The sequence below is a fragment of the Clostridium hydrogenum genome (assembly GCF_021432385.1).
GTDB classification, from domain to species: domain Bacteria; phylum Bacillota; class Clostridia; order Clostridiales; family Clostridiaceae; genus Clostridium_S; species Clostridium_S hydrogenum.
The window spans coordinates 1013119-1039450 of the sequence record NZ_JAEACT010000004.1 but is presented as its reverse complement, the minus strand read 5'-3'; the positions used below and the strand labels follow the sequence as shown (position 1 = coordinate 1039450).

Genomic DNA, 26332 nt, shown 5'->3' with positions numbered 1-26332 from the left:
GCATTAATGTTGTTCAGCGAAGCTGACAACATATAAGTTTAAGATTTACCTAACGTAAGGAAAGGTAAATCATCCTTAACTGTACTCTGTCATGTGTACTCTGTACTTTGGTTTAATGCTTTATAGCATTTAAATGTTGTAGGTGTATTCCTATATGTCCTATACCCAATATAATGATTGATATTATAAGCCAGATAACTTTTCCGTAAATGCCAAGTATCAAGAATGCTATAACTGGTAAGCTTGCCAATGGCACAGGTATTTCAAATAAGCTGCGATAAAAATTCTTTTCTGTAGGTTCACTTAAAAAATATCTAATCCAGCAAAGTTCATAAATTAACATTAGAAGAAAAGATATAAGTAACCATATTGACCATAAAGAAATTCTATTTATATTAAAATCCTTAAACATCAATACTACGCATGTAACTAAAACTTGACCAACTTTTTCAAATACTGATAAAACTTTATTTTCATTTTTTGTATGATAATCTAGTGCTTGATTATTTGTCCATATTAAATTTGGAATAAATAGCATTAGCAAATATACTAGGCCAACATATGAAAAACCTAAATGACCTAACAAATATATGCCTCCTAAAAAATATTATTTTACAACTGCTTCTAAAATATCTATAGCAGTATTGTCGCAATCAATTTTAGTCTTTGCACCTATTGGTAAAGTGAGTTTTGGATAGTCATGTCCACTCATTAAGTTTGTTATTGTAGGCTTATTTAAGTTTAAAATTCTATCTTCTATAACTTGTTCTAGTGTTAAGCTTCTTTCGTAATGAGGCAAAGAGCATCTTGTAAATTGACCAAGTATAAAACCACTGCACTGCTGTAGTTTCCCAGCGAGCAAAAGATGAGTTAACATTCTATCTATAGCATAAGGTTCTTCGTGTACATCTTCAATAAAAAGTATATTGTCCTTGAAATCAACTTCATAAGGAGTTCCAATAGTGTTGCTTATAAGAGAAAGATTTCCGCCAACAAGTTTACCGGTTGCAGTACCATTGTTGTGACATTTTAAGTTGATTTCTGGTGGGTTTTTTATGGAATATCCGTTATTTACCTTAGTAAGAGTATCTAGAAATGATTTTAATGTATATTCATCCCCTAAATTTGAACTAGCCATTGGACCATGAAAAGTTATTAGTCCTGTTTTTGAATGAAAGGAATTTAGGTATGCAGTTATATCACTAAAACCTACAAATATTTTTGGATTGTTTTTTATTACATTAAAATCAAGGTAAGGTAGAGTTCTCATAGAGCCATATCCACCACGCATGCATAAAATTATATCAACATCTTTATCAAGAAACATGTCCATAATATCCTGTGCTCTATCCGTATCCGAGCCAGCAAGATAGCCATATTTATCATTTATGTGTTTTCCTACTTTTGTTTTAAAGCCTAATTTTGTAATGAAATCTAGTCCTTTTTGTATAGATTCTGGTTTTTCAGGACTTGATGGGGATATAACACCTATGGTATCACCATAATTTAATTTTTTACCAAGCAAAAAAATCACCTTCCTAATTAACAATTTTTGCAAAACAGTTTCGTTTATAATTAATTAACTTACATGTGTATATCTTTTTTATATAAAGCGATGGCAGCTATTATTACTGCAACAAGGGAAATTCCACAAATTACTTCAAAACCATATTTATAATTTGCGAGAGGTATGCCTTGCACATTCATTGCGAATAAGTTAGATATCATTGTAGGTATTGAAAGTATTATTGTTATTGTAGTTAAAAATTTCATGACTAAGTTTTGATTATTTGATACAACTGAAGCAAATGCATCCATAGTTCCACTTAAAATATCACTATAAATACTTGCCATTTCTATAGCTTGTTTGTTTTCTATTATTACATCTTCAAGAACATCTTGATCTTCAGGATATTTTTGAGTTATTTCAAGTTTTAGCATTTTTTCAAGAGTTATTTCATTTGATTTTAATGATGTTGAAAAATAGACAAGAGATTTTTCAAGTGATAAAAGTTGAATAAGCTCTTTATTTTTAAGTGACTTATGAAGTCTTTTTTCTATCATAACACTTTTTTTATCTATTTGTCTTAAATATATTAAGTAATAAGTTGCAACTTTATAAAGAATTTGAAGAATAAATCTTGAACGTTTAAAAGTAAAAAATGTTTTAACCTTACCTTCGATAAAATCTGTTACAGCCTTACTATTTTTTAGGCATATAGTTATAATTTCTCTTTTTGTATGTATTATTGCAAGTGGATACGTATCGTAAGTTAAAGAGTTATCTTCCATCTCAGTGAAAGGAATGTCCACAATAACTAATATATTTTCATCTTCTATTTCAAGTCGTGAAGTTTCTTCATCATCTAGTGCAGCTTTTAAAAAATCCATAGAAACGCCAGTCTTTTTATTTATCAGCATGAGTTCTTGTTCTGAGGGAGCTACAATGTTTATCCAACAACCTGGTTCTATATTTTCTAGCAGTTCAAGCTTTGATGGATTGGACTGATCCTTACTTTTGTATATAGATATCATTGTTCACCGCTATCCTTTTATAGGTTAACGGCTTTTCACCTTCCTTTCGCTATTAAATTCCATATTAATTATAACTTAAGGGGAATGAAATTAAAACAGTGGTTATGCCATAATATAAATTATTGCAAAGTAACTTAATCAATTCACAATTCACAGTTCACAATGCACAATGAAGGAGGATTTGCCTTCCTTTCGTAAGGTAAATCTTAAATTTAGATGTTATAAGCTTCGCTTAGCACCATAAATGGTGCCATTGCGTAAGCAATAAAAAATGAGTTTTAAGATTTTCCGTAGCAAAGCGGAAGAAAATCACCTTTCATTGTGAATTGTGCATCGTGAATTGTGAATTGATTTAGTTGGTTCGTATTTTTTAAACATGTGAAAATCCAATTATAATTAAATATAATGTTCACTATACTTCATGTTTGTTGTATTGCTTTTTAATTCTGTTTTGGCTTCACCAATTAAGGATTGTTTTGAAATAAGGTCAAAGGCTGTAAAAGCTAAAGCTGCTGCTGATTTCATTATTACATCTTGGGCGTATGCGGAAATAGTTGCATCAGCAAATTGCTTTGTACCATATTTTATTGAATTATTTTCAACAATTGAAACATAGGGATGTATGCATGGTACCACATGGCTTACGTTCCCAAGAGTTAAAGGTGAATATATATTTTTAACTCCATCAATATTTATTATTCCACTTTCTTTAAGATTATGCGAAAATAGCCTATCTAATGTTGAGTTTGTTATTAATTCTTTACAAGGCATACCATAAAGATGAAGTTCTGAGGATATATTTAATAATGAGCAGGTCATATTTATAAAGTTTTTAATTTTATCTTCTATGGCATTAGCTATCATGCTTGATGGTGCTCTTAAGCAAAATTTTGCCTCCACACTTTGAGGAAAAGCATCATTGATACTATTTACATTTACACCGTTTATAAAGCAGTTATCTCCAAAACCTTTTGAAAGCATATTTAAAGCATCAAAAGTAAATAAACATGCATCAAGAGCACTGTAATTTCCTGTTATATCATTATTATTTTGATTTTCAGTATATTTAATTTGAAGCGGTAGAACTGCCATGGAATTTCCACTTTCACAAGTAACAACGTGTGGTTGAACCATTAAAACAGCATCTAAATCTTCAAAGGTACCTTGTTCTAACATGGTAATTTTGGAACCGCTGAGTATTTCACCGGGGCAACCGATAACTATACAGCTTCCACCAACCTTTGGTATTATCCTTGAGAGGGCAAGAGCAGCAGCTGTAGATATTGCACTTTCAGCATTATATCCATATACATGACCTTTCTCCTTTAAAGCATCGTATTCACATATAAAACAAATTTTTGGGTGCCCTTCACCGTACTGAGCATAAAATGAAGTTGGCATGTTTAAATAGTTTGATTCAACTTTAAAACCAAATCCTTTTAATAATCCAGATATATAATTATAGGCTTTGTATTCATAAAAACTTTCTTCAGGATTGTTGTAAAGGTATTTTGTAAGATCTAAGATATCATCTTTCAGAACACTTAAAAAAGTAACCATTTCTTGTTTCAAGATACCACCTCATTTTTTATTATTATCAGTAGTATTACCATAAAAATAAAAAATATAAAATAAAAAATTTATTGGGACAAAATAAAAATAGCTACTTTACTGAATAAAATATAGTATAAGTGGCAATGATTTTAACTGATAATATTCAAGGAGGAAATAATTTTATGAAAAAAAACTGCATTATATGTGGAAAGCCCCTCAAAGATGGTATAATATTTAGTGGTAAGGGTATGTGTAAAACTTGTGAGGAAAGATTGGTTAAACTTAAAAATGGAAACGATATTTATGAATACTATAAAGAATGTATAAAAAGAGAGATTGTTCATAATATAGCAAGGGGAGCGGATTGCGAGTGTCAAAATTACCACTTATAGATGGTGTTATGAAATATATAAGAGAAAATAATAGTTTGCTTTGCATGCCTGGACATAAGGCAGGGAAAGGATTTTTATGTACGGAAGCAGGTAAAAAGTTTTATGATAATGTTGTAAAATTTGATTTAACTGAAGTAGATGGTCTTGATAATTTGCATCATGCAGAGGGAATTATTAAGGAAGCTCAAGAGAAGTTGAGAGATTTTTATGGTACTAAAAAGTCATACTTTCTTGTAAATGGAAGTACAGGTGGAAACTTAGCTATGATATTTGCAAGCTTTAATGAAGGGGATAAGGTAATAGTAGAGAGAAATTGTCATAGATCGATATTTAATGGCATAATAATGAGAAAATTAAAACCTGTTTATATAAAAAATAATTTTAATACTCATATTAATGCTCCTTTATCAATTGACGAGGAGTATTTTTTAAGTGTTTTAGATAAAAATAGTGATGCTAAAGGAATAATTATTACTTATCCCAATTATTATGGAGTGTGCTGTAATCTTCAGTTTATAGCTAATGAAGCCAAGAAGAGAGGAATGAAAGTACTTGTAGATTCTGCTCATGGTGCTCACTTTGGGTTATGCGATGAATTACCTGAAAGTGCTGTTAATTTAGGATGTGATGCTGTTGTAATGAGTTCACATAAAACGTTGCCAAGCTTTACTCAAACTTCATATCTTCATTTATGTAGTGATGATATAGAACTAGACAAGCTAGATTTTTATGTAAGTGCATTCTCGACTACTAGTCCATCTTATATGCTTATGAGTTCTATGGATTACGCGAGATATTATATTGAGGAATTTGGAAGAGAAGAATATAAAAAACTTATAGGAATGTGCAATGAATATTTAAAGAAAATAAACACAATTAAAGAAATTCATATTTTAAATGAAGAAGATTTAAAGAAAAGTGAGTGTATTGATAAAACAAGGTTTATAATAAATGTTTCTAAGGGATACAGTGGCTTTAAACTTTATAACCATTTAAAAAATAATTCAATTCAGCCGGAAATGTGTGATAGTCAAAATGTGATTCTGATATTCTCGCCATTTAATACAGAGGATGAATTTGAAAAATTATACGAAGTGATTAAAAATTGTAATTTAGATGAAATAAAAATAGATGGAATGAGTGATGATGTAAACTTTCAATATATTTCTAGAGGAAGTACTTTCCCGAATATAAAAATGAATCCATGGGAAGTATTTAATAAAAAAGGCATTCAATTAGGTCTCGATGAAAGTGAAGGTTGTATATGTAAGGATGCTATTGTACCATATCCACCAGGAGTTCCGATACTTATGCCAGGAGAAGTTATAAGTAGTTCACTAATTAAAGAAATAAAATATTATTTACATAATGAAACAGTAGTGCTTGGGATAGAAAAAGGTGAAAAAGATAATTATTTAATAAACATCGTATAGATTGGAGAGTTATTAATGGGTAAAATTTTTTGCGTTATGGGAAAAAGTAGTTCGGGTAAGGATACCATATTCAAGGCATTGAGAGATGACAAAGCTTTAATGCTAAAGCCTATTATAACGTATACCACAAGGCCTAAAAGAATTAATGAAACAGATGGCATTGAATATCATTTTATTAATGAGGATGTTTTAGAAGGATATAAAAGGGCTGGAAGGATAATAGAAGAAAGAGTTTATAACACAATAAACGGCAAATGGCATTATTCTACTATAGATGATGGACAGGTTGAATTAGAAAAATATAATTACATTTTAATAGCTACCTTAGAATCTTACCAAAATTTAAAGAAATATTTTGGTGATAATAATGTTGTTGCATTCTATATAAATGTTGAAGATGGAGAAAGATTAGAAAGAGCAATAAGAAGAGAAAAAAACCAAATGAATCCAAATTACAATGAAGTTTGTAGAAGATTTTTAGCTGATAATGAAGATTTTTCTGAGGAGAAACTTAAAAAATGTAATATCTATGATTTTTATAATAATTTAAATTTAAAAAAATGTATACATGATATAAAGAATGATATATTGAAGTTTATTATATAATTTTTAATAGACAGAGAAAGTATCTTAAACCATAGCCAAATAAAAAGCTGCCTTTAAATAAAAGTTACTAATTTTTATTTAAAAGGCAGCTTTTTTATTTGTAAATAAACCTCAATTACTTGTAATGGTGCAAGATTATTTGCTGAAGTTCGTGTTTTTTTCATAATTATTCATGTAGGATAATATTTTATCAAAAACATTAATTTGAGGTTTTAATACAGGATTATTTGATAAACTTAATAAATTTTTGTACTCATCGTTGATATTTTTCTTTAATTCAAACCAAGCTGCACGGTAATTGACATCAATGGAATCTTCAATATCTTCGGTTAATGGCTCCATATTATATATATAGTCCCAGTATTCATAAACCTTTTTTCCGTCTCCGTAGATTAGCGGCTTATCAAGTGTTACTATACAATATTCATTTATATCCCATAGGTCCTTTATTGTCCCCGTCATTCCATCTACTCTTGAGTCACATCCATAATCGATGTCAGCTTTAGTATAAGGTCTCCTCAAGTTAAATTTTATTTTTGTCCCAATTTTAAATTCATCTTTATTCATGTATATCACCACACCTTTTGATTATTATATTCAGTTTAATTATATAATAATTATAATTAAAATAAAAATAATTGTAAAGAGTAATATAAATTGTGATAAAATATATATAATAAATAATGTTAAAAAAGTGTAAGTTATAGGAGGGGGATAAAATGAAATTAATAATTGTTATTGTTCAAGATGATGATGCAGGTGACTTAATAGATATTCTTACAGATGGAGGTTTTAGAGTTACCAAGCTTGCTACAACTGGTGGATTTTTAAAGGCAGGAAATACTACGCTTATAATAGGCGTTGAAGAAAAAGATGTCGATAAAGTAATAAATACCATACAGGATGAATGTAAAACAAGAGAACAGATTGTAACATCACCTTCTCCAGTGTCTGGTTCAACTGGAGTATACGTACCTTATCCTATTGATATAGAAGTTGGAGGGGCAACAATATTTGTTGTGGATGTAGATAAGTTTATAAAAATATAGATGGAGGCAGTTTAATGAATTTTAGCGATATAATAGGACATGAGAAAATTAGAAATCAGCTTGAATTGTTAATAAAAGAGGGAAAATTTTCTCATGCGCATATTATATGTGGAGAAGATGGTATAGGAAAAAGTTTAATTGCACAGGAGTTAGCCGCTAAAATTTTAGAAAAAACTGAAATAAAGCAGTATGCGGATGTAATTGAATGGAAAATAAAATCTGGGAAGAAAAGCATATCCGTAGATCAAGTTAGAGATATAATTGATGAAGTTAGTAAAAAACCTTATGAGGGCGATAAAAAAGTTATAATTGTTCATGATTTAGACTACATGACAATTCAAGGACAAAATGCTTTCTTAAAAACTATAGAAGAGCCGCCGAAGGGTGTTTTTATATTTTTATTGTGTCAAACACCAGGAAGGCTTTTAGATACTATAAAGTCTAGATGTCAAATGCATAAACTAAAAAAGTTATCTAATGAAGAAATGGCAAAATTCGTGAGAAATAAATACCCTAATTTAACTGAAGCTGAAGTTAAGACTGTCCTTGCATTTAGTGAAGGTATTCCTGGAAGGTCCGAGAGCTTTATTGAAAATACTTCACTTAAAGTTATAAGAGATAAAATTGTAGAAATTTTATTAAATATAAAAAAATCTAATTACGAAGATGTAATTAACTATTCCGAAGAACTGGTAAATTATAAGGGATATTCTGAAGAAATTTTTGAATGTTTTATTCTCTATATAAGAGATAGTTTAGTATATAAAGAAACTGGAAAAGATGACTTGATTATAAATAATGACAAGATAGAAAATATAAAGAAGATATCTATGCAGTTTTCAATGAATAGGCTAAATAAAATTTCGGATATAGTAGATTATGCCAAAAGCAATATAGAAAGTAATGTAAGCAGTGAATTAACATATAGTATGATGCTATTTAAAATACAGGAGGTTTAATATGGTAACGGTTGTAGGAGTTAGATTTAAAAAGGCGGGTAAAATCTACTATTTTTCGCCTGGAGATTTTAAAATAAATAAATTAGATAATGTAATAGTGGAAACAGCAAGAGGTATAGAATTTGGAACATGCGTGATAGAACCTAAAGAAATCAAGGAAGAAGATATTGTAAGTCCTCTTAAGGGAGTAATAAGAATTGCCACCGAAGAAGATAAAGCTAAATATCTTGACAATAAATCTAAAGAAAAAGAAGCACTTAAAATATGCAGTGAAAAGATAAGTAAACATAAGCTTGTGATGAAATTAATTGATGTAGAATATACTTTTGACAATAATAAAATAATATTTTATTTTACAGCGGAAGGTAGAGTTGACTTTAGAGAACTTGTTAAGGATTTAGCATCAGTTTTTCGAACAAGAATTGAACTTAGGCAAATAGGTGTAAGAGATGAGGCAAAAATGATAGGCGGACTTGGTGTTTGTGGTAGACCTATGTGCTGTGCTGTTCATCTTGGCGATTTTGCACCAGTTTCAATAAAAATGGCTAAGGAACAAAATTTATCTTTAAATCCAACAAAAATTTCAGGCGTCTGTGGTAGACTTATGTGTTGTCTAAATTATGAGCAGGAAACCTATGAAAGTATAAGAAAAAAATTGCCTCAAGTAGGTTCAGTGGTACATACTGAAGAATATGGAAATGCAGAGGTAATGTCAAATAGTGTTGTAAAGGAAATGGTAAAAGTAAAGTATACCAATAAAGAAGGTGAAGATGCCATTGCCGAAGTGCCAATTAATGAGCTCACTCTTGTATCAGGAAAGTATGAAGGAAGTATAGATGAATCTCAAATAAAACTTGAAATTCAAAAAGAGGGTTCAGAAGAAATAAAACAATTGTATAGAGCTGATTAGGAGGCATATTTAGTATGAAATCTGTTTTAAAGGTAAGCAATATGAACAACTTAAATGATGTAAATAAAATAAGAAATTTAATCTCTCAAAATGAGGGCGTAGTTGCTTGTTATGTAGATAGAAAAAGTTCAATAATAGAATTAATATATGATGAATACCTTTTAAAATTAGATGATATTATAGACTCAATGGAGAGTTTAGGATATATTATTGTATAAATATGAAAAATAAGTCATTAATGTTTATGTAAGGCTTGGACAAAAAAATAAGTTCCAAATTTCAAGGATTCGTGATACAATGTAATGGGTATTAGTGCTTTAAAATACCAACGATGGTAAGGAGGTGTGTTAATATGGCATATAAAATAACAGATGCATGTGTTAGCTGTGGATCATGTGCTTCAGAATGTCCAGTTAGTGCTATAAGCCAAGGAGATACTCAATTTGTTATCGACGAAGCTACATGTATAGAATGTGGAAACTGTGCTAACGTTTGTCCAGTAGGAGCTCCAGTTCAAGAATAGTCTATAGGCAGTTTTGTATAAAAAGTTCGCATTTATGCGAACTTTTTTATTTTTTGGCAATTTTGCTAGAAGTATACCGTTTCAAAATTTATATTAGCAAGCTTTAATTTGTAGAAAAAACAAATAAAATATAATATAATGAAATATATATATTAAAACAAAATAAGGACAAGCTAGTCAATAAATTTTAAATATAAATGTAGATTGTTGTAAATTTATATTTAATTTTTACGATAATAGCACTATGAGTAATTTTAATCTTAAGTTAAATTATTTTTTAGTTAAATTATAAAAATTTACATATATAAAGAGATTAAATAACTACATAAAGGGTATTAAGGAGGAGAAAAGTTTGGATAGTATTATATTTTTAGTAGTGGCACTTGTTGCAATTGCAGCAGGATATACAATGGATAAGGGACAAATTAGCCATCTTTTTCACTTGTCACCAGCTCTAATTGTTTTTGGAGGAACAATTGGTGCCATTGGTGTAGCCTTTCCTATTTCTGAATTGAAAAACTTAGGAGCGGTTTTTAAAGTCGTATTTTCAAAACCAAAAACAAATATGGTTGAATTAGTAGCGTATTTTAAGCAAATTGCTTTTAAAACTAGAAAAGAAGGTTTGCTTAGTATTGAAGAGATGATATCTGGAGATGATATAGATCCGTTTATAAAAAAAGGACTTCAAATGGTTGTTGATGGAATAGAGCCTCAAACTGTAAAAGATACTCTTGAACTTAGTGTTGAGCTTATAGAAGAAAGACATAAAGGTGGTATAGCTATATTTGAAGCTGCCGGAGGTTTTGCACCTACACTTGGTATCATAGGTACAGTTACCAGCCTTGTTGTTGTTCTTGGAAATCTTAGTTCGGATACTTCTGCACTTGGAGAAGCAATATCAAGTGCATTTATAGCAACACTTTATGGTATTAGTTCTGCCAATCTTTTATGGCTTCCTACAGCAAGTAAGCTTAAAAGATATAATGCCATGGAAATGAAAGAAAAGAACTTGATAATTGAGGCTATATTATGCATACAGGAGGGTATAAATCCTAATACACTTGATGAGAAATTGAAGGGCTTCTTGGATAAAAAAGAGCTTCAAGAGTATGAAAGTCAAAATGGAAAAGAGGGAGAATAAGCATGGCAAGGAAGAAGAAAGGTGGGGAACCACCAGAAAATGCAGAACGTTGGCTGCTTACTTATTCCGATTTAATAACGCTTTTAATGGCATTTTTTATAGTAATGTATGCATCTAGTACAGCAGATTCGGCTAAAATGGCAAAAGTAGCAGAAGCAATAAAAGCAGGTATTAGTGGTGGAAGTGGAAAAACACTTATTGCTAATGAAGATGCTATCGACATAAAAGCCAATGCAAGCTATATACAAGAGGCACAAAAGCAGCAAGCAGATGCAAGTACAGGAGCAGCTAAAGCAGAGGAAAATAAGCTTCAACAGGTAAAACAAAAAATAGATAACTATACTGCACAAAATGGATTAAGTGGGAAGGTTAGCACTATAATTCAAGAAAAAGGTTTGGTAATAAATATTGTGGATTCTGTTATGTTTGATCCAGCAAAGGCAGATATTAAACCTGATGCTCAAGCAAGTCTTGTAGGAATAGCTAAAATATTAAAAACAGTAAACAATCTTATAGTTGTAGAAGGCCATACAGATAGTAGACCACTTGTAAATGCACCTGAATTTGAAAATTCTAATGATGTTTTATCAGCGGTAAGAGCAATACATGTTCAGAATATTTTGGTTGGTGGTGGAGTAGCACAAAATCAAATATCTGAACAAGGATATGGGGCAACTAGACCGGTTGCTACAAATGATACAGAAGATGGAATGGCTAAGAATAGAAGAGTTGATATAGTTGTAGTTAATTCTAAATTTAGTGCAGCAGAACAAAGCGGCATTGGAAATAGCAGTATTAATACAACACCTAGTGTTACAAATGGTAGTGGACAATAAAGGGATGTAATACAGAATTATTTTATACACAAATCTTAAAAATAGAGTAGAGAGTAGAGAGTAGAGAGTAGAGTGAAGGATGATTTACCTTTCCTTACGTCAGGTAAATCTTAAACTTAAATGTTGTTCAGCGAAGCTGATCAACATGATAGAGGATGATTGCGTAAGCAATCAAAAATAAGTTTTTAGATTTTTCAAAGCGATAGCGGAGAAAAGTCATCCTTCACTCTACTCTTTACACTCTACTCTCTACTCTTGTTTAATGTATAAGTTTGATTATAATACAATAATAAATTATAATATAAAGGATTTAAGAGGTGATATAGATGGATTTTTTAAAAGAAGATGAGACTTTAGATGATTTGCAATTAAAAGGTATTCAAGTTATACAAAAAAAGAATGCTTTTAGATTTGGAATAGATGCTGTGCTTCTAGCAAATTATGCAAGGGTTAAAAAGAACAGCAGGGTAATTGATTTATGCAGTGGAACGGGGATAGTACCATTTATAATTGCGGGAAAAACAGAAGCTGCATCCATAACTGGAATTGAGATACAAGAAGAACTTGTGGAAATGGCAAATAGAACTGTGAAATATAATAATTTGAAAGATAAAATTAATTTTATACATGGAGATTTAAAAAATAAAAATTTAATTAAAAACATAGAAAAAGCAGATGTTGTAACAGTTAATCCACCATATAAGCTTTATAATTCTGGAATAATAAATGAAAATGATAGAAATGCTATTTCTAGGCATGAAATATGCTGTAATATCGAAGATGTAATTGTAGCCTCTAGAACACTGCTTAAGGATAATGGAAGGCTATACATGGTTCATAGGCCGGAGAGAATAGTTGATATAATTTGTGCCATGAGAAAGTATAAAATAGAACCAAAATCAATTAGAATGATACATCCAAATACAAAGAAGGCTCCTAACATAATGTTAATCGAGGGGCAAAGAGATGGTGGCAAATTTTTAAAATGGGAAGCACCCTTATATGTACATACAGAAGATGGTGGATATACTGAAGAAATAGAAAAAATATATGGAAGAGATAAGATGGGAGAATAAGAATGTCGGGAAAATTATTTTTAGTTGGTACACCTATAGGTAATTTACAGGATATAACCTTAAGAGCACTTGAAACTTTAAAAAGCTGTGATATTGTAGCGGCTGAGGATACAAGACAAAGCATAAAGTTATTGAATCATTTTAATATAAAAAAGGCACTTATGAGTTATCATAAGTTTAACGAAAAGGAAAAAAGCGGTGAAATCATAGATCTTATAAAATCAGGAAAAAACGTAGCGATTATAACAGATGCAGGAATGCCCGGAATATCAGATCCTGGAAGCGTGATTGCATTAAAGTGTATAGAGGAGGGGGTTGAATTTGAAGTTATCCCAGGGCCTACAGCGCTTATAACGGCTTTGGTTTATTCTGGATTAGATACTTCAAAATTTTTGTTTAGAGGTTTTCTACCTAGGGAAAGTAAGGATAGGAAAGCCGTAATAGAAGAAGTTAAAAATGTACGTGATACTTTGATTTTTTATGAAGCACCTCATAGGCTTAAGAATACTCTTGAATTTTTGCTAGATAGTTTAGGAAATAGAAATATAAGTATATGCAGAGAACTTACAAAAATGCATGAGGATATAAAAAGATGTAATTTATCAGAGGCCTTGAATTTTTATAATGAAAATTCTGCAAAAGGTGAATATGTATTAATTATTGAGGGAAAAAGTGATGAAGAAATTAAAAATGAAGAGATGGCTAAATGGGATGGCGTTAGCGTAGAAGACCACATAATTAAATACATTGAAGAAGGATTTTCAAAGAAAGAAGCAATAAAAATGACGGCAAAAGATAGAAATATGCCTAAATCTGAAATATATAAATTTTCTATAAATTTAAAATAAGTTATAATTGTAGAATATACTAAACTATATTGTAATTTTATAAAGAATACTTTAAATAACTTTCATATTGTACTGTATATGAAAGTTGTAACTTTCTGAATAATGATGGTATAATATATTAAAATATTATAGTTATAAAGTTGCATAAGGGCAATGTAGCTTTAAAATATTTTAAAAATATTTACACAGCGTATCCAGGGGGGAGATATTAGTGCACAAGAGGATTTTGTCAACTATTGTTGCAGCGAGTGTAGTCCTTTCAATAGGTACTACTGCATTAGCAACTCCATCGCAAGAACAGTTGAACCAAAGTAAGACAAATCTTAGTCAAGCTGAACAGAAAGTTCAAGATTTGAACACTCAAATTCAAAAACTCGACAGTCAAATAGAGACAACTATGAGACAAAAAAATGACATAGATAATCAAATTACTAAAATACAAAAGAACATAAAGAATGTACAAGCTAGTATAACTGATACACAAAATAAAATAAGTACAGAACAAAAGTTATATAGTGACAGAATAAGGGCAATGTACATGAATGGAAAGAACGAAGGCTATTTAGGTATTTTACTTGATTCTAAAAGCTTTGGTGAATTAATTTCTAATGTAGAGGCTATAAAAAGGATTACAGACTATGATAAGAATCTTGTAAGCAATTTAAATGATGCCAAAGCAAAAGTAGAAAGTGAAAAGCAAAAATTAAGCGATCAAAAAACTAAACTAGTATCATTAAATGCTGAAAATGCGAAGAAAATAAGTGATCTTCAAACAAATAAGGCTAAGGCAGTGGCTCTTTCAAATCAGGCAGAAGACGAAGTGGCAAAAAATAAATCTGTATTTGATAAACTTCAAGCTCAAGCAGATGCAGAGAAAAAGACGCTTTTAGCGCAGGCAACAACAGCGTCGACTTCAACTTCAACTTTTGTTTCACATGATAGAGGTGGAATTACTGTTACTAATGCTGCTAATGTAATTCAATTTGCAGCACAATTTGCAGATAAAGTGCCATATGTTTATGGAGGTACAAGCCCATCACCTGGTTTTGATTGTTCAGGTTTTGTGCAGTATTGCTATGCACGTTTTGGTGTAAATCTTCCAAGAACTACTGGGGAACAGGTGCATGTTGGAACGACAGTAAGTTCTTTGCAGCCAGGAGATTTATTGTTCTTTGGATCAGCATCAGCACCATATCATGTTGCAATGTATGTTGGTAACAACATGATGATTGAAGCACCTAGAACAGGAGAAGATGTCCATATTACACCTGTTAGAGGTTACAGTATTGCCAAAAGGGTAAATTAACATTGAATATAATTAGGGGCACAATTTAGTATGCCCCTTTTTCATTTTTAATAATCTATACATAATAAGAAAGAAGGATGATAAAAGTGCATAAGAAATTATTAGCTGCATTTGTTGCTTTAGGAATAACACTGTCTTTTAGTGGAAATGCATTTGCTAGTCCTCTTCAGGATCAGTATAATAGTAGTTTGCAGCAATATCAAAACGCAATGAAAAACGTACAAGCATTAGAGAGTCAAATTGAAATTATGGATGGAGAAATTGGAAAGGTAAATGATACTATAACAGCTACTGATAAAAAGATTTCTCAAACCAAGTCAAGTATAGCTGCTACACAAAGAAAACTTGATGAAGCAAAAGTACAAATGGATAATGAAGAAAAAATTTATGGACAAAGGATAAGAGCTATGTACATGAATGGCAATGTGCAGTATCTTAGTGTTGTTCTAAACTGCAATAATTTTAGCGATTTTGTGTCAAATATAGAATTAGTGCAGAAGTTAATGCAATATGATAAAAATATTATACAGAATTTTGATTCTCAGAAGCAGCATATAGAGGATGTAAGCAAGGATTTAGCTAAGAAGAATAATGATTTAGTATATCTTCAAAATCAAAATAAAAATAAACTTCAAGATTTGAATGATAAAAAAGCAAAGCAGAATAATCTTATTGTTGAAGCAAAAGCAGAAGAAGCAAAGCATAGTAGTGAAATGAAAAGCATACAAGCAGCTATAGACGCAGAAACAAAAAAACTTCAGGCTATTAAAATTGCTGCAGCTGTTACTCCGGCAAAGGTTATTCAAAATACGGCTAATAACACTATAAATAATAATAATAATAACAATAAGCCATCTCCAATATCTACACCAAGCGGCGTTAGTGGAATGGCAGTAGTAGCATTTGCTAGTCAATATGTTGGTGTGCCGTATTTATGGGGAGGTACAACGCCAAATGGGTTTGACTGCTCAGGATTAGTGCAATATGCATATGCTCGTTTTGGTATAAGTTTACCAAGGACTAGTCAAGAACAGGTTGGATCAGGAGTGCCTGTTACTGGAAATCTTCAACCAGGAGATTTATTGTTCTTTGAGCCGAGCTCTAGTGGACCACAACATGTTGGTATGTATGTAGGTGATAATATGTTTATTGAGGCACCACATACGGGAGCAAATGTTAGAATAGTTCCTATAAGACCATATTGTGCGGCTAGAAGAATAATAAGGTAAATAAGGACTATTGAACTAAAAATATTTAACCATAATTTAAAATTATTGTGAAGTAAGTGCATTGCACCATATTAAATAAAATTAAAAGCCTAAGAAGCTTCAATAACTCGCTGAAAACATGCCTGAAAAATTGAAACATCTAAGGCTTTTAAAATTTTTTACGTAAGATTCTTTATCATTTATAAATAACATAATAAATTTAAATATTGAGCAAAAAACAATACAGTTAAAAAACTGTATTGGAATAAATAGTATATTTTTTTATTAACTAATTTTATTAGAATTAATTATAGTTAATTGGGGATATTAACCTTATTGATTGCTTTCTTTTAATTCTTGTAAGCAATGTTTGCAAATGTTTTTGCCTTTGTAGTTAACAACATCTCTTGCATCGCCACAGAATATACATGCTGGCTCATATTTCTTTAGTATAATTTGTTCACCATCAACATAGATTTCTAAAGCGTCTTTTTCTGCTATATTTAAATTCCTTCTTAGTTCGATAGGTATTACTATTCTTCCTAACTCATCTACTCTTCTTACAACACCTGTACATTTCATTTAAATTCCTCCTTAAATCACACGATTCGACAAATATTACAATTAAATAATAACAAATATTACATTAAAAGTCAATGCCTATTTCTTAATTAAGTTACAATTTTTTTAGTAACTTCCATCTAAAGTTAATATACTACCATATAATTCAAAAGTCAATAAGTTATTTCAATAAAATACAATTTTTTTCCAATGCCTTGAAGTAAGAAGAATCAAGGTAAGGCAAATCACTTACTTTTTTTGCCTTTGTAAAAAATGTAATATAATTTAAATAATTACATGCAATATTTGGAAAATATAAAAAAGTAATAATATGGATTAACACGATAAAAATGTCGAACGATTATGAAAAACATATTTATGTAAGCATATGATATAATTGAAGTGAGGTGATATACATTGAAAAAAGTTATAGAGGATGCAAAAAAGGTTATACTTGCTGTAGGCGGAGATGCGTATATAGTTGGAGGATATGTAAGAGATAAGCTCATAAGTATAAGAAATGCTCCTGAGAATTTAGATATAATATTAGATTGTGATATGGAAGAGGCAATTAGGGAGTTTGAATTGAAAGATTATAAGTTCTCTCTAGTAAATGACGATAAAGAGACGTATGTATCAAATTTTAATGGTAAAACATTAAGACTATCAAAATTAAAAAGCGAAACAATAGAACAAGATTTAGCATCTAGGGATTTTACTATGAATGCTATAGCTATTAAATTAATAGATAATAAAGTTATCGATCCATTTCAGGGAAGAACACATATTAAAAGAAGAATAATACAAAGAGTAAGTGAAGAGAGTATCAAAAATGATCCAGTAAGAATTCTTAGAGGAATAAGATTTTACATAAAGTATGGTATGCATTTTAGTGCTTATACAGAAGTTGATATAAGAAATGAGGCGAAAAATATATTAAGTTGTCCAAAGAAAAATGTTTTGGATGAGTTAATGAATATAATTCATAACGATGAAAATGGAGTGTTTTTTGAAACGGCAGATCAATTTTATGTACTGAAACACTTACTTCCATATATGGATGAACTTAAAACAGTGGGAAAATGCAAGTACCATGCGGTAGATGCATTTACACATATGAATACTGCATATCATGTCTTTAAGGATCTCCAAAGGGGATATATTAGCCTAAAAGATATTAATCTAGATGATTTTAATAAAGATATTGGAAAGTGTAGCTGCTTAGACTATTTGGCCTTTTCAATCTTTGTACATGATATAGGAAAATTTGAAAGTTATAAAGCAGATGGAGATAAAATAAGTTTTAAAAATCATGAAGAAACCGGTGCGAATATAATTGAAAATTTCTGTGAAAAATTAAATTTTCCTAAAGATGCGTATAATATTATATATGCAGTTGTGAAAAATCACATGTATCCATTAAATATATTCAAAGGAGAAAAGGAAGGATATAATGAGAGATTTTATGGCTTTTTTAATAAATTTAAAGAGTACTCTCTATATATAATAATAGCATCATTTTGTGATGTTTATGCTACGAAGATGTATATTGATGTAGATAATGAGAAAACTAAGTATAAGCAATTTATTGAAAATATGATTATTGAGTATGAAAAGTTTATAAATAAGAAATAAATAGTAAAGTTACTCACAAAAGAAAAAATATTGTCAACAGATTAATTGTTGATAATGTTAATTATGTGTATAAATTATATGGAAGATACTAATTTTAAATGATATTGCGCTGTAATTTAATATAAGGTTATAAACAATTTCTGTGGACAAAATTGTGAGTTTTGTGGATAACTTTTAAATAATCCACAATCCATAATTCACAATTCACAGTTCACAATGCACAATACACATACTAGGGGTTTGGACTTTAGCCCATGTAAATTCATGAACCTATGCATATTAATTTCAATATTTCAGGTTGTATATCTATATAGATATACAATCTGGAATATTGAAATTGTTAATACCAAGTTCATCCTGTTAAATTACAATTTTTAGAGCAGAGTACAGATGACAGAGTACAGTGAATGATGATTTACCTTTCGCTTTTCTCAGGTAAATCTTAAACTTAAATGGTGCCAGCTTCGCTGAGCGCCATATATGGCGCGATTGCGCAGCAATAAAAAAATAAGTTTTGAGATTTTTCGTAGTGCTAACGGAGAAAAATCGTCCTTCATTGTACTCTGTACTTTGTACTTTGGCTTCTCCTCGATAAATTGTAATTTGTCAGGATAAACTTAGTACTTGTAATTTCAATGTTTCAAGTTGTATATCTATAGTCTAAATAAAGAATTAGGTTATATATAATGATACAAAATATTTACTGTATCAATATATACAATATAAGGTTTACTTTTTAAGCTTAAATATAGCTTAAAAATGATTCGAAAAAAGGTGGAATTATGAATAAATAAAAGAAATAGTTAGATAAATATAAATAAACTTTATATTTGCACGTGAAAACGATTAAATTAACTTATTGATAAGATATTACTAGTTATGTTATATTATATTCATGAAAACGTATTTCACGTTTGCTGCTTATGGACGCGGTTCCATAAACGATTAATTTATGTATGGTAGGATTTATAGATAAACCATTTCAACTACTAAAATCAATTTGCATCAAAATGCCCAAAAGACGGCGTTTTGATACAAATTGATTTTAAAGCTTCAAGTGGCTTATCTTTAATCCTACAGAATATAGGGGGGATATAATGAATTTTTCAATCAAATCAAGATGTATAAGAAACTCATCAATTGCTTTTATATCCATAAGTTTAGCAATGTCTACGGTTACACCAGTATTTGCAGCTACTACAACGGGTACAAGCAAAACTGATGCTACAGGTAGCATATCTCAAAGTATGAATAATAAAGTAAATCAAAGTAACTTATTATCAAATGTTTCACAGGGTGTGTTATCATTAAGTTCTTCGCAAGGAGCAGCTAATACAAATGGAGTGGCATTATCAATAAAATATAAATTGAATCAACAGTTTATAAATGGAAGTATAACGTTTACAATACCGGATGGATTCACTGTTGATGATACAGCAACAATTCAAATTGGAGATTCTGCTGCAAAACTTATTTCGGACACAGGTTCAAATACAGTTATTAACGGTAAAAATGTTAACGTTTCAAAGATAAATGCTAATAGTGGCACGGAAATAGTTTTAACACTGCCACAGCAAACACTACCAGATGTCAATGAATACGTGTTTAGTGCTTCTGAAGATGCAACTGGATTGAATTCTCAATCAAGTAATGATATATCCAAAGCAACGTTTACTTCGACAAAATCGGATTGGACAGAGGTTTGGAAAGATGATTTTAATGAAAGTTCTATAGACAGTAGCAAATGGAATGTAATTAATACTGGCGACGTATATAATAATGAACAAGAATATTATTCAGATAAAAATGCATACTTAAAGGATGGAAATCTTGTACTTCAAGCACGTAATGAGAAAATGGGTAATCAACCGTATACTTCTGCTAAATTAACAACTCAAGGCAAAGTGGATGTAACCTATGGAAGGATTGAAGCAAGAATAAAGGTACCAGAAGGTCAAGGAATGTGGCCTGCATTTTGGATGTTACCAGAGGATCAAGATAAAATATATGGTGGTTGGCCTGAATGTGGGGAAATAGATGGAATGGAAGTATTGGGAAACCAACCTAGTACGGTTTATGGAACAATACATTATGGTAATCCACATGGTAGTTCACAAGGAACCTATACACTACCTGATGGAAAGAAACTTTCCGATGATTATCATGTATATGCAATTGAATGGGAACCAGGAGAGATAAGATGGTATATAGATGGAATACTATATCATAAAGAAAGTAATTGGTTTTCAAAGGATACTAATGCAGCAGATTCATTCACTTATCCAGCTCCTTTTGATAGAAACTTCTATATAATATTGAATTTAGCTGTAGGTGGAGATTGGCCAGGAAATCCTGATAAGTCAACTGTATTTCCAGCTAGCATGTCAGTAGATTATGTAAAAGTGTACAAGCTTACAGGAAGACCTTATCGTGAAGCCGTAACTCCTGCACCAACTACTGTCAGCGCAGTTAGACAACCTCAAGCAGATGGTAATTACATTTATAATGGAGACTTTTCAGATAATTTAAATGATTGGAATGTATTGCATACGGATGGAGTAGCTACTACTACAGTAGAAGATGGAGCAGTGAAATATGATATAACCAATGCTGGAAGTGTAAATTATGCAGTTCAGCTTGTACAATCCCCATTACTTATAGAAAAAGGCAAGTATTATAGAGTATCATTTAAAGCAAAATCACAAGGTATACCTAAAATTTCATCAAAGGTTACACAGGTAGGCGGTTCATATGTTGCTTATTCAGGTGAACAAACACATAATTTGAATAGTGACTGGCAGGACTACAGCTATGATTTTAAGATGGAATCTGATAGTGATAATAAATCAAGGCTGGATTTCAATCTTGGAGATAATGGTACAGGTCAAGTATGGATTAAAGATGTTTCTGTAAAGGAAATTCCTGGACCAGCTGGTAGAGAAACATTACCTTCAGGAAACTTGGTGTATAATGGAACATTCGATGAAGGTACTAGTAGTCAGGGCTTAAAGAGCATGGAATATTGGAATTTTGCTACAAGCGATGGAGCAGTTGCAGATGGATCAGTAAATCAGGATCCAGCAGATAGAGAATTTAGTGCAAAAATCACTAATGGAGGTAAAGACAATAATTCAATATTGCTTACACAAGATTCATTAAATATTGAAAAAGGAAAAACATATAATGTACAGTTTGACGCAAGAGCTTCTGCAAATAGAAAAATTACTGCGAATATTGGTAGTTCATCTAATACGGATTTAAGCTATAGTGGTGAGAAAGATATAGATATTTCTCAAGATATGAAAACTTATAATTTTAATTTTACTATGAATTCAGATACAGATCCAAAGGCACAAATTCAGTTTAAATTGGGAGGAGATTCAAACGAAGTATATATTGATAATGTTGTATTAAGTGAAGTAAAGCCATTAATAACAAAGCTAATAAGTTTTGATGATGACAGTACTGCTGGTTTTACAGCACATGTACTTAATGATGATGGCAAAGGATCCGACAACCCAAATCAAACTTTGGCCTCATTATCAGTAGCTGATACGCATGCAAATATTGGTAATAAGTCACTTAAACTTGATATGAAAGCTTCTGCAAGCTTGTTTGATTTAAGACTTGATAACCCAACATTAAAAGCAGGAGATGTAATTAAATATAAAGTATATATTCCTTTAAATGCAAAAATAGTTAAGCTTACACCTTACGCACTAGATAAAAATTGGGCATGGATTGGCCAAGATTATTTAAGCAGCCAATTAACTCCAGGTACATGGAATTTAATTGAAGTTACTGTACCTCCGGATGCAGTTACACCTATAAATAGAATGGGACTTCAAATAAAGACCGATGGTTCATGGTCTGGATCCGTTTGGGTAGATGCTATAACTGTTGTAACTAGATAAAAATAAATTAGACCTGCGTATGCATGAGATAAGGTATACGCAGGTTTATTTATTATTTGAAAAATACATATTATGAAACTCGTAATCATTTTTAAATATTTTATAATTAAATTTGTGAAAAGGATTGCAATATTATAAAAAGTATAATATAATATGTTTATGGACACGGTACCATAAATGTATAGGGGTGGATCATTTGAATAGCAAAGACATAGCAAAAATCGCAGGTGTCTCAAGAACCACAGTTTCTAGAGTAATTAATAATAGTTCTAATGTTTCAGAGGAAACTAGACAAAGGGTTCTTGATGTAATAAACAAAAATAATTATGTTCCTGATGCTTCTGCTAGAAAGCTTGCAGGCATAAAAAGTAAGACAATAGGACTTTTTATTGTCGACATAAGATCTGGAGATAATGGAGTTGGAGGAGATAGGGTTACTTTTAGTCCTTACTACTCAAACTTTACAGCAGCAATAATTGATAATGCAGCTAAACATGGGTATAAGGTCCTTGTTGATTTAGTAAGTAATATGAGTATGTATGAAGATGTTAAAGAAGTTTTTTATGATAAGACAATTGTTGGAGGTATATTCATTGGGCAAGGTAATGATGATCCAATAATTGAGGAAATAATAGATTCTGGTTATAAGGTTGCACTGGTAGATCAGTCATTAAATTCACATAAAGCTATTTATAAAAAATCTTTAATTGTAAATTCTGATAACTTTACTGGTGCTTATGAGGCTATTAAATATTTAATTAAGCTTAATCATAAAGATATTGCTCATATTACAGGTGATATGGAGAAATTTTCATCCGTTGAAAGGTTTCAAGGTTATAAGCAAGCATTACTAGATTCTAATATTCAGGTAAAAAATAGTTTGATTGTCAAGGGAATATTTTTGGAAAGTAGTGGCTATAACGCAACTAAAAAGTTACTTTCAAAGCAAAAACCAACAGCTATATTTTTAGGCGATGACATTATGGCAATTGGAGCTATGAAGGCAATTAAAGAACTTGGACTTAGAATACCAGAAGATATTTCAATAATAGGTTTTGATGATATTGAAATTGCTAGGCATTTGACTCCTACATTAACAACCTTAAGAATGAAAATACCTGAAATGGCATCTATAGTTGTAAATACTTTAATTACTTCAATTGATAATGAATTAGATTTTTCAGCAAGTTATACTGTGCCTGTGGACCTAATAGAAAGAGAGTCTTGCATGAAGTTAAAGTAAACTTAGTTTACAAGACTCTTGTGAAATTATAAAGGTTTAATAAATATTATTAGGTATAGGCATAAATAAAGAAATTATAATAGTGGTAAGTATACGAAAAAATGGTCACGGGTTCATTAAATTATGGATGAATACGTTTAAAAGCAAATGTTTTAATTTCATAACGGTGTTTAAATTATAGAATCTTAATTTTAAGATACTATATTATTAATAAAAAATTTAGTTATATAGGGGGAATTGTAATGAAAAGAAACTATCTTAAAAGAATACTAATATTGACACTATCAGCAGCATTAACAATAACTGCACTTACTGGATGCGGTAGTAGTGGTAGCGGTAGTTCTGGAAGTTCTGACAAAATAACAGCAAGTGACCTTAATAAAAATCCAAAGGATTATAAAGGAACAATAACTATGTGGTCCTTTACTGATGAATTTAAGACATCTAAATTCTTTGATGAATTCCATAAAGAATATCCTAATATTAAGATTAATTTGACGGTTATACCTATGGATAATAATGCATACTCAACAAAACTTGCATCTGTATTGTCATCAGGTTCAGGCGCACCAGATGTATATACTACTGAAGCTGCATTTGTAAACAGATTTGTTAATATGCCATATTACGAAAACCTTTCTAAAGCACCATATAATGCAGAAGATATTGCTAAGAATTTAGTTAAATATACAGTAGATGTTGGAAGAAATCAATCTGATAATGGAATTAGAGCACTTTCATGGCAAGCCACTCCAGGTGGAATATTCTATAGAAGAAGCTTAGCAAAGAAATATTTTGGAACAGATGATCCAGCTGCAATAAGCCAGAAATTTTCTTCATGGGATTCTTTAATCGCAGCAGGTAAAGAATTAAATGAAAAGAGCGGTGGAACAGTTAAGTTACTTCCAAACTATGCTGAAGTATATACAATTGCTACTGGAAGCAGACAACATGCATGGGTAGAAAATAATAAATTAGTAATTGACCCTAACATGATGAAATATGTTGATTATGCAAAACAAATTAGAGATGCAGGTATAGATGATAAACTTACAGCATGGTCAGCACCATGGTCAGCAGGAATGGCTGGTCCAGTAAATGGCAAAAGCATATTTGGATATGTTCTTCCAACTTGGGGTTTACAATCTTGCTTAGTTACTAATGCTCCAAAGACAAGTGGAGATTGGGGATTAGCTAACGCTCCTGCAAATTACTATGCTGGTGGTACTTGGATAGGTATGTACAGTAAGAGTAAGAACAAAGCACTTGCATGGCAGTTAATTAAATTTATGACTACTCAAAAGTTCGGAACATGGGAAGCTAAGGCACACAGTGATTTTGTATCTAATTTAGGTTCAATCAAAGAATTAGCAACTTCTGATGCAGGAAACAGTGCTTTTGCTGGTGGACAAAACTTATTCAAAACTTATAATAGCATGCTTCCAAGTATAAATGGTAAATTAATTACTAAGTATGATGAGACTATAAACAGTAAATTCCAAGATGATTTAGACCTATATATAACAGGAAAAAAGACAAAAGACGAATTCTTAAAACAATTTAAAGCTGATGTTAAAACCGCATTTCCAGATTTGACTGTAGATTAATAATTACTTATGCCTTATTAATCGTTTAAAACAACAATATAATAGTATATTTTAAACAATTAATAAGGCATATTTCTTAGGAGATGGTTTAATGTTAAAAGGAAGAAGTAAAACAGATAGAGAAAGATATGGAATACTTTTTATTATACCTTATTTTGTTGTATTTTTAATATTTTCATTATATCCGATTATATATTCATTAATAATAAGTTTTAAAAAGTGGGATGGAATGTCCCCTGACGCTACGTTTGTAGGCTTACATAACTATATTTATCTTATTCACGATCCTGTATTTTATCAGTCAATAGTAAATACCTTTGTAATTTGGGGTGTTAGTATAGTCCCTCAAATTATCGTTGCTATTGCGCTTGCGGTATTATTTAATAATTCAAAATTTAGAGGAAGTGAATTTTTTAGGGCAGTTTTTTATCTCCCTAATCTTGTAACTCCTGCAGCTGTAGCAGTATTATTTGCATTTTTATTTGATTGGCAAACGGGTGCAATTAATAAGTTCTTAATGAGTGTTCATATATTTAGTCAACCCTTTAACTGGTTTCAGAGCGTAATTGCTTCTAGAGGAATAATATCACTTATAGGTTGGTGGATGTGGTTTGGCTATAGCATGATAATTTTTGGAGCTGGACTTAAAAATATACCTGCTGAATTATATGAAGCTGCAAATATAGATGGAGCAAGTCCTTGGCAGGGATTTTGGAGTATAACACTTCCATTATTAAAACAAACTATGCTTTATACTTGTATAACATCACTTATTGGAGGTATGCAAACATTTGATATTCCTTATGTTATAACTAATGGAAATGGTGGACCTACAAATAAGACCTTGACAATGGTTATGTACTTATATAATACAGCATTTAAAAATTCAAATTATGGATATGGTGCTGCAATTGGTTACGGTTTATTTGTATTGATACTTGTATTCTCAGCAATATCTTATAAGGTTATCAATAGAAAACCTGACGCTGAATAGGA

The 26332-nt window shown here is 30.7% G+C and carries 25 protein-coding genes; 19 read left to right on the top strand and 6 right to left on the bottom strand.

Translation table 11 applies throughout. From position 1 onward, the window contains the following. Positions 1 to 112 precede the first annotated feature (112 nt). The 4 genes from CUEA01_RS22965 to CUEA01_RS22950 all read right to left on the bottom strand — a co-directional run bounded on the left by CUEA01_RS22965 (position 113) and on the right by CUEA01_RS22950 (position 4107). Positions 113 to 586: a hypothetical protein gene (locus tag CUEA01_RS22965; protein WP_234124598.1), complete on the bottom strand. Its 474-nt coding sequence runs from the start codon at positions 584 to 586 to the stop codon at positions 113 to 115. A 21-nt stretch (positions 587 to 607) separates the two neighbouring features. Continuing rightward, positions 608 to 1525, bottom strand: coding sequence for a S66 peptidase family protein (locus tag CUEA01_RS22960; protein WP_234124597.1), 918 nt, complete (start codon positions 1523 to 1525; stop codon positions 608 to 610). A gap of 59 nt (positions 1526 to 1584) precedes the next feature. Then, on the bottom strand, positions 1585 to 2535 hold the full coding sequence (locus CUEA01_RS22955; RefSeq protein WP_234124596.1) for a magnesium transporter CorA family protein: 951 nt from the start codon (positions 2533 to 2535) through the stop codon (positions 1585 to 1587). Positions 2536 to 2931: 396 nt separating this feature from the next. Then, positions 2932 to 4107, bottom strand: a complete 1176-nt coding sequence (locus CUEA01_RS22950; protein ID WP_234124594.1) for a zinc-binding metallopeptidase family protein — start codon at positions 4105 to 4107, stop codon at positions 2932 to 2934. A 164-nt stretch (positions 4108 to 4271) separates the two neighbouring features. On the opposite strand from CUEA01_RS22950, the gene CUEA01_RS22945 reads away from it, so the two are divergent. From CUEA01_RS22945 to CUEA01_RS22935, 3 genes are read left to right on the top strand one after another with little or no spacing between them, the layout of a single operon-like run. Continuing rightward, the gene (locus CUEA01_RS22945) at positions 4272 to 4481 is read left to right on the top strand and encodes a sigma factor G inhibitor Gin (RefSeq protein ID WP_234124591.1); all 210 of its coding nucleotides are present in this window, start codon (positions 4272 to 4274) and stop codon (positions 4479 to 4481) included. After that, on the top strand, positions 4460 to 5914 hold the full coding sequence (locus CUEA01_RS22940; protein ID WP_234124589.1) for an aminotransferase class I/II-fold pyridoxal phosphate-dependent enzyme: 1455 nt from the start codon (positions 4460 to 4462) through the stop codon (positions 5912 to 5914). Before CUEA01_RS22945 ends, CUEA01_RS22940 begins: the two co-directional genes overlap by 22 nt. A 15-nt stretch (positions 5915 to 5929) precedes the next feature. Continuing rightward, the gene (locus CUEA01_RS22935; protein WP_234124586.1) at positions 5930 to 6520 is read left to right on the top strand and encodes a nucleoside/nucleotide kinase family protein; all 591 of its coding nucleotides are present in this window, start codon (positions 5930 to 5932) and stop codon (positions 6518 to 6520) included. A 135-nt stretch (positions 6521 to 6655) separates the two neighbouring features. On the opposite strand, the gene CUEA01_RS22930 is transcribed toward CUEA01_RS22935, so the two are convergent. Then, positions 6656 to 7087 carry a hypothetical protein gene (locus CUEA01_RS22930; RefSeq protein ID WP_234124584.1) on the bottom strand — a complete coding sequence of 144 codons (432 nt, stop codon included), beginning with the start codon at positions 7085 to 7087 and terminating at the stop codon, positions 6656 to 6658. A 152-nt stretch (positions 7088 to 7239) separates the two neighbouring features. Between CUEA01_RS22930 and CUEA01_RS22925 the strand changes: the two genes are divergently transcribed. The 11 genes from CUEA01_RS22925 to CUEA01_RS22875 all read left to right on the top strand — a co-directional run bounded on the left by CUEA01_RS22925 (position 7240) and on the right by CUEA01_RS22875 (position 16397). After that, positions 7240 to 7569: a cyclic-di-AMP receptor gene (locus tag CUEA01_RS22925; protein ID WP_234124581.1), complete on the top strand. Its 330-nt coding sequence runs from the start codon at positions 7240 to 7242 to the stop codon at positions 7567 to 7569. Positions 7570 to 7583: 14 nt separating this feature from the next. Next, on the top strand, positions 7584 to 8528 hold the full coding sequence (locus CUEA01_RS22920; RefSeq protein ID WP_234124579.1) for a DNA polymerase III subunit delta': 945 nt from the start codon (positions 7584 to 7586) through the stop codon (positions 8526 to 8528). Position 8529: 1 nt separating this feature from the next. After that, the gene (locus CUEA01_RS22915) at positions 8530 to 9438 is read left to right on the top strand and encodes a PSP1 domain-containing protein (RefSeq protein ID WP_234124577.1); all 909 of its coding nucleotides are present in this window, start codon (positions 8530 to 8532) and stop codon (positions 9436 to 9438) included. 14 nt (positions 9439 to 9452) lie between these two features. Next, positions 9453 to 9656, top strand: coding sequence for a heavy-metal-associated domain-containing protein (locus tag CUEA01_RS22910; protein ID WP_234124575.1), 204 nt, complete (start codon positions 9453 to 9455; stop codon positions 9654 to 9656). Between the two features lie 134 nt (positions 9657 to 9790). Beyond that, the gene (locus CUEA01_RS22905; protein ID WP_234124572.1) at positions 9791 to 9961 is read left to right on the top strand and encodes a DUF362 domain-containing protein; all 171 of its coding nucleotides are present in this window, start codon (positions 9791 to 9793) and stop codon (positions 9959 to 9961) included. A gap of 352 nt (positions 9962 to 10313) precedes the next feature. Next, positions 10314 to 11102, top strand: a complete 789-nt coding sequence (locus CUEA01_RS22900) for a motility protein A (protein ID WP_234124570.1) — start codon at positions 10314 to 10316, stop codon at positions 11100 to 11102. Positions 11103 to 11104: 2 nt separating this feature from the next. Continuing rightward, complete coding sequence (locus tag CUEA01_RS22895; RefSeq protein ID WP_234124568.1) at positions 11105 to 11938, top strand: OmpA/MotB family protein; 834 nt, start codon at positions 11105 to 11107, stop codon at positions 11936 to 11938. A gap of 326 nt (positions 11939 to 12264) precedes the next feature. Continuing rightward, positions 12265 to 13014 (top strand): tRNA1(Val) (adenine(37)-N6)-methyltransferase, encoded by a 750-nt coding sequence (locus tag CUEA01_RS22890; RefSeq protein ID WP_234124566.1) that lies wholly within the window; start codon positions 12265 to 12267, stop codon positions 13012 to 13014. Between the two features lie 2 nt (positions 13015 to 13016). Then, on the top strand, positions 13017 to 13862 hold the full coding sequence (gene rsmI / locus CUEA01_RS22885; RefSeq protein WP_234124564.1) for a 16S rRNA (cytidine(1402)-2'-O)-methyltransferase: 846 nt from the start codon (positions 13017 to 13019) through the stop codon (positions 13860 to 13862). A 211-nt stretch (positions 13863 to 14073) separates the two neighbouring features. Continuing rightward, the gene (locus tag CUEA01_RS22880) at positions 14074 to 15168 is read left to right on the top strand and encodes a C40 family peptidase (protein WP_234124563.1); all 1095 of its coding nucleotides are present in this window, start codon (positions 14074 to 14076) and stop codon (positions 15166 to 15168) included. 86 nt (positions 15169 to 15254) lie between these two features. Then, positions 15255 to 16397 (top strand): C40 family peptidase, encoded by a 1143-nt coding sequence (locus tag CUEA01_RS22875; RefSeq protein WP_234124562.1) that lies wholly within the window; start codon positions 15255 to 15257, stop codon positions 16395 to 16397. Between the two features lie 312 nt (positions 16398 to 16709). On the opposite strand, the gene CUEA01_RS22870 is transcribed toward CUEA01_RS22875, so the two are convergent. Then, on the bottom strand, positions 16710 to 16958 hold the full coding sequence (locus tag CUEA01_RS22870; RefSeq protein ID WP_234124561.1) for an AbrB/MazE/SpoVT family DNA-binding domain-containing protein: 249 nt from the start codon (positions 16956 to 16958) through the stop codon (positions 16710 to 16712). 396 nt (positions 16959 to 17354) lie between these two features. Here CUEA01_RS22870 and CUEA01_RS22865 point away from each other — a divergent pair, with 396 nt between their 5' ends. From CUEA01_RS22865 to CUEA01_RS22845, 5 genes are all read left to right on the top strand, one after another. After that, positions 17355 to 18572 carry an HD domain-containing protein gene (locus CUEA01_RS22865; protein WP_234124560.1) on the top strand — a complete coding sequence of 406 codons (1218 nt, stop codon included), beginning with the start codon at positions 17355 to 17357 and terminating at the stop codon, positions 18570 to 18572. 1097 nt (positions 18573 to 19669) lie between these two features. Next, the gene (locus CUEA01_RS22860) at positions 19670 to 22486 is read left to right on the top strand and encodes a carbohydrate binding domain-containing protein (RefSeq protein ID WP_234124559.1); all 2817 of its coding nucleotides are present in this window, start codon (positions 19670 to 19672) and stop codon (positions 22484 to 22486) included. A 187-nt stretch (positions 22487 to 22673) separates the two neighbouring features. Further along, positions 22674 to 23729 carry a LacI family DNA-binding transcriptional regulator gene (locus tag CUEA01_RS22855; protein ID WP_234124558.1) on the top strand — a complete coding sequence of 352 codons (1056 nt, stop codon included), beginning with the start codon at positions 22674 to 22676 and terminating at the stop codon, positions 23727 to 23729. Between the two features lie 242 nt (positions 23730 to 23971). Beyond that, entirely contained in the window at positions 23972 to 25336 is a 1365-nt protein-coding gene (locus CUEA01_RS22850; RefSeq protein WP_234124556.1) for an ABC transporter substrate-binding protein, read from the top strand. Positions 25337 to 25427: 91 nt separating this feature from the next. Continuing rightward, positions 25428 to 26330: a carbohydrate ABC transporter permease gene (locus CUEA01_RS22845; protein WP_234124554.1), complete on the top strand. Its 903-nt coding sequence runs from the start codon at positions 25428 to 25430 to the stop codon at positions 26328 to 26330. Positions 26331 to 26332: the final 2 nt, after the last annotated feature.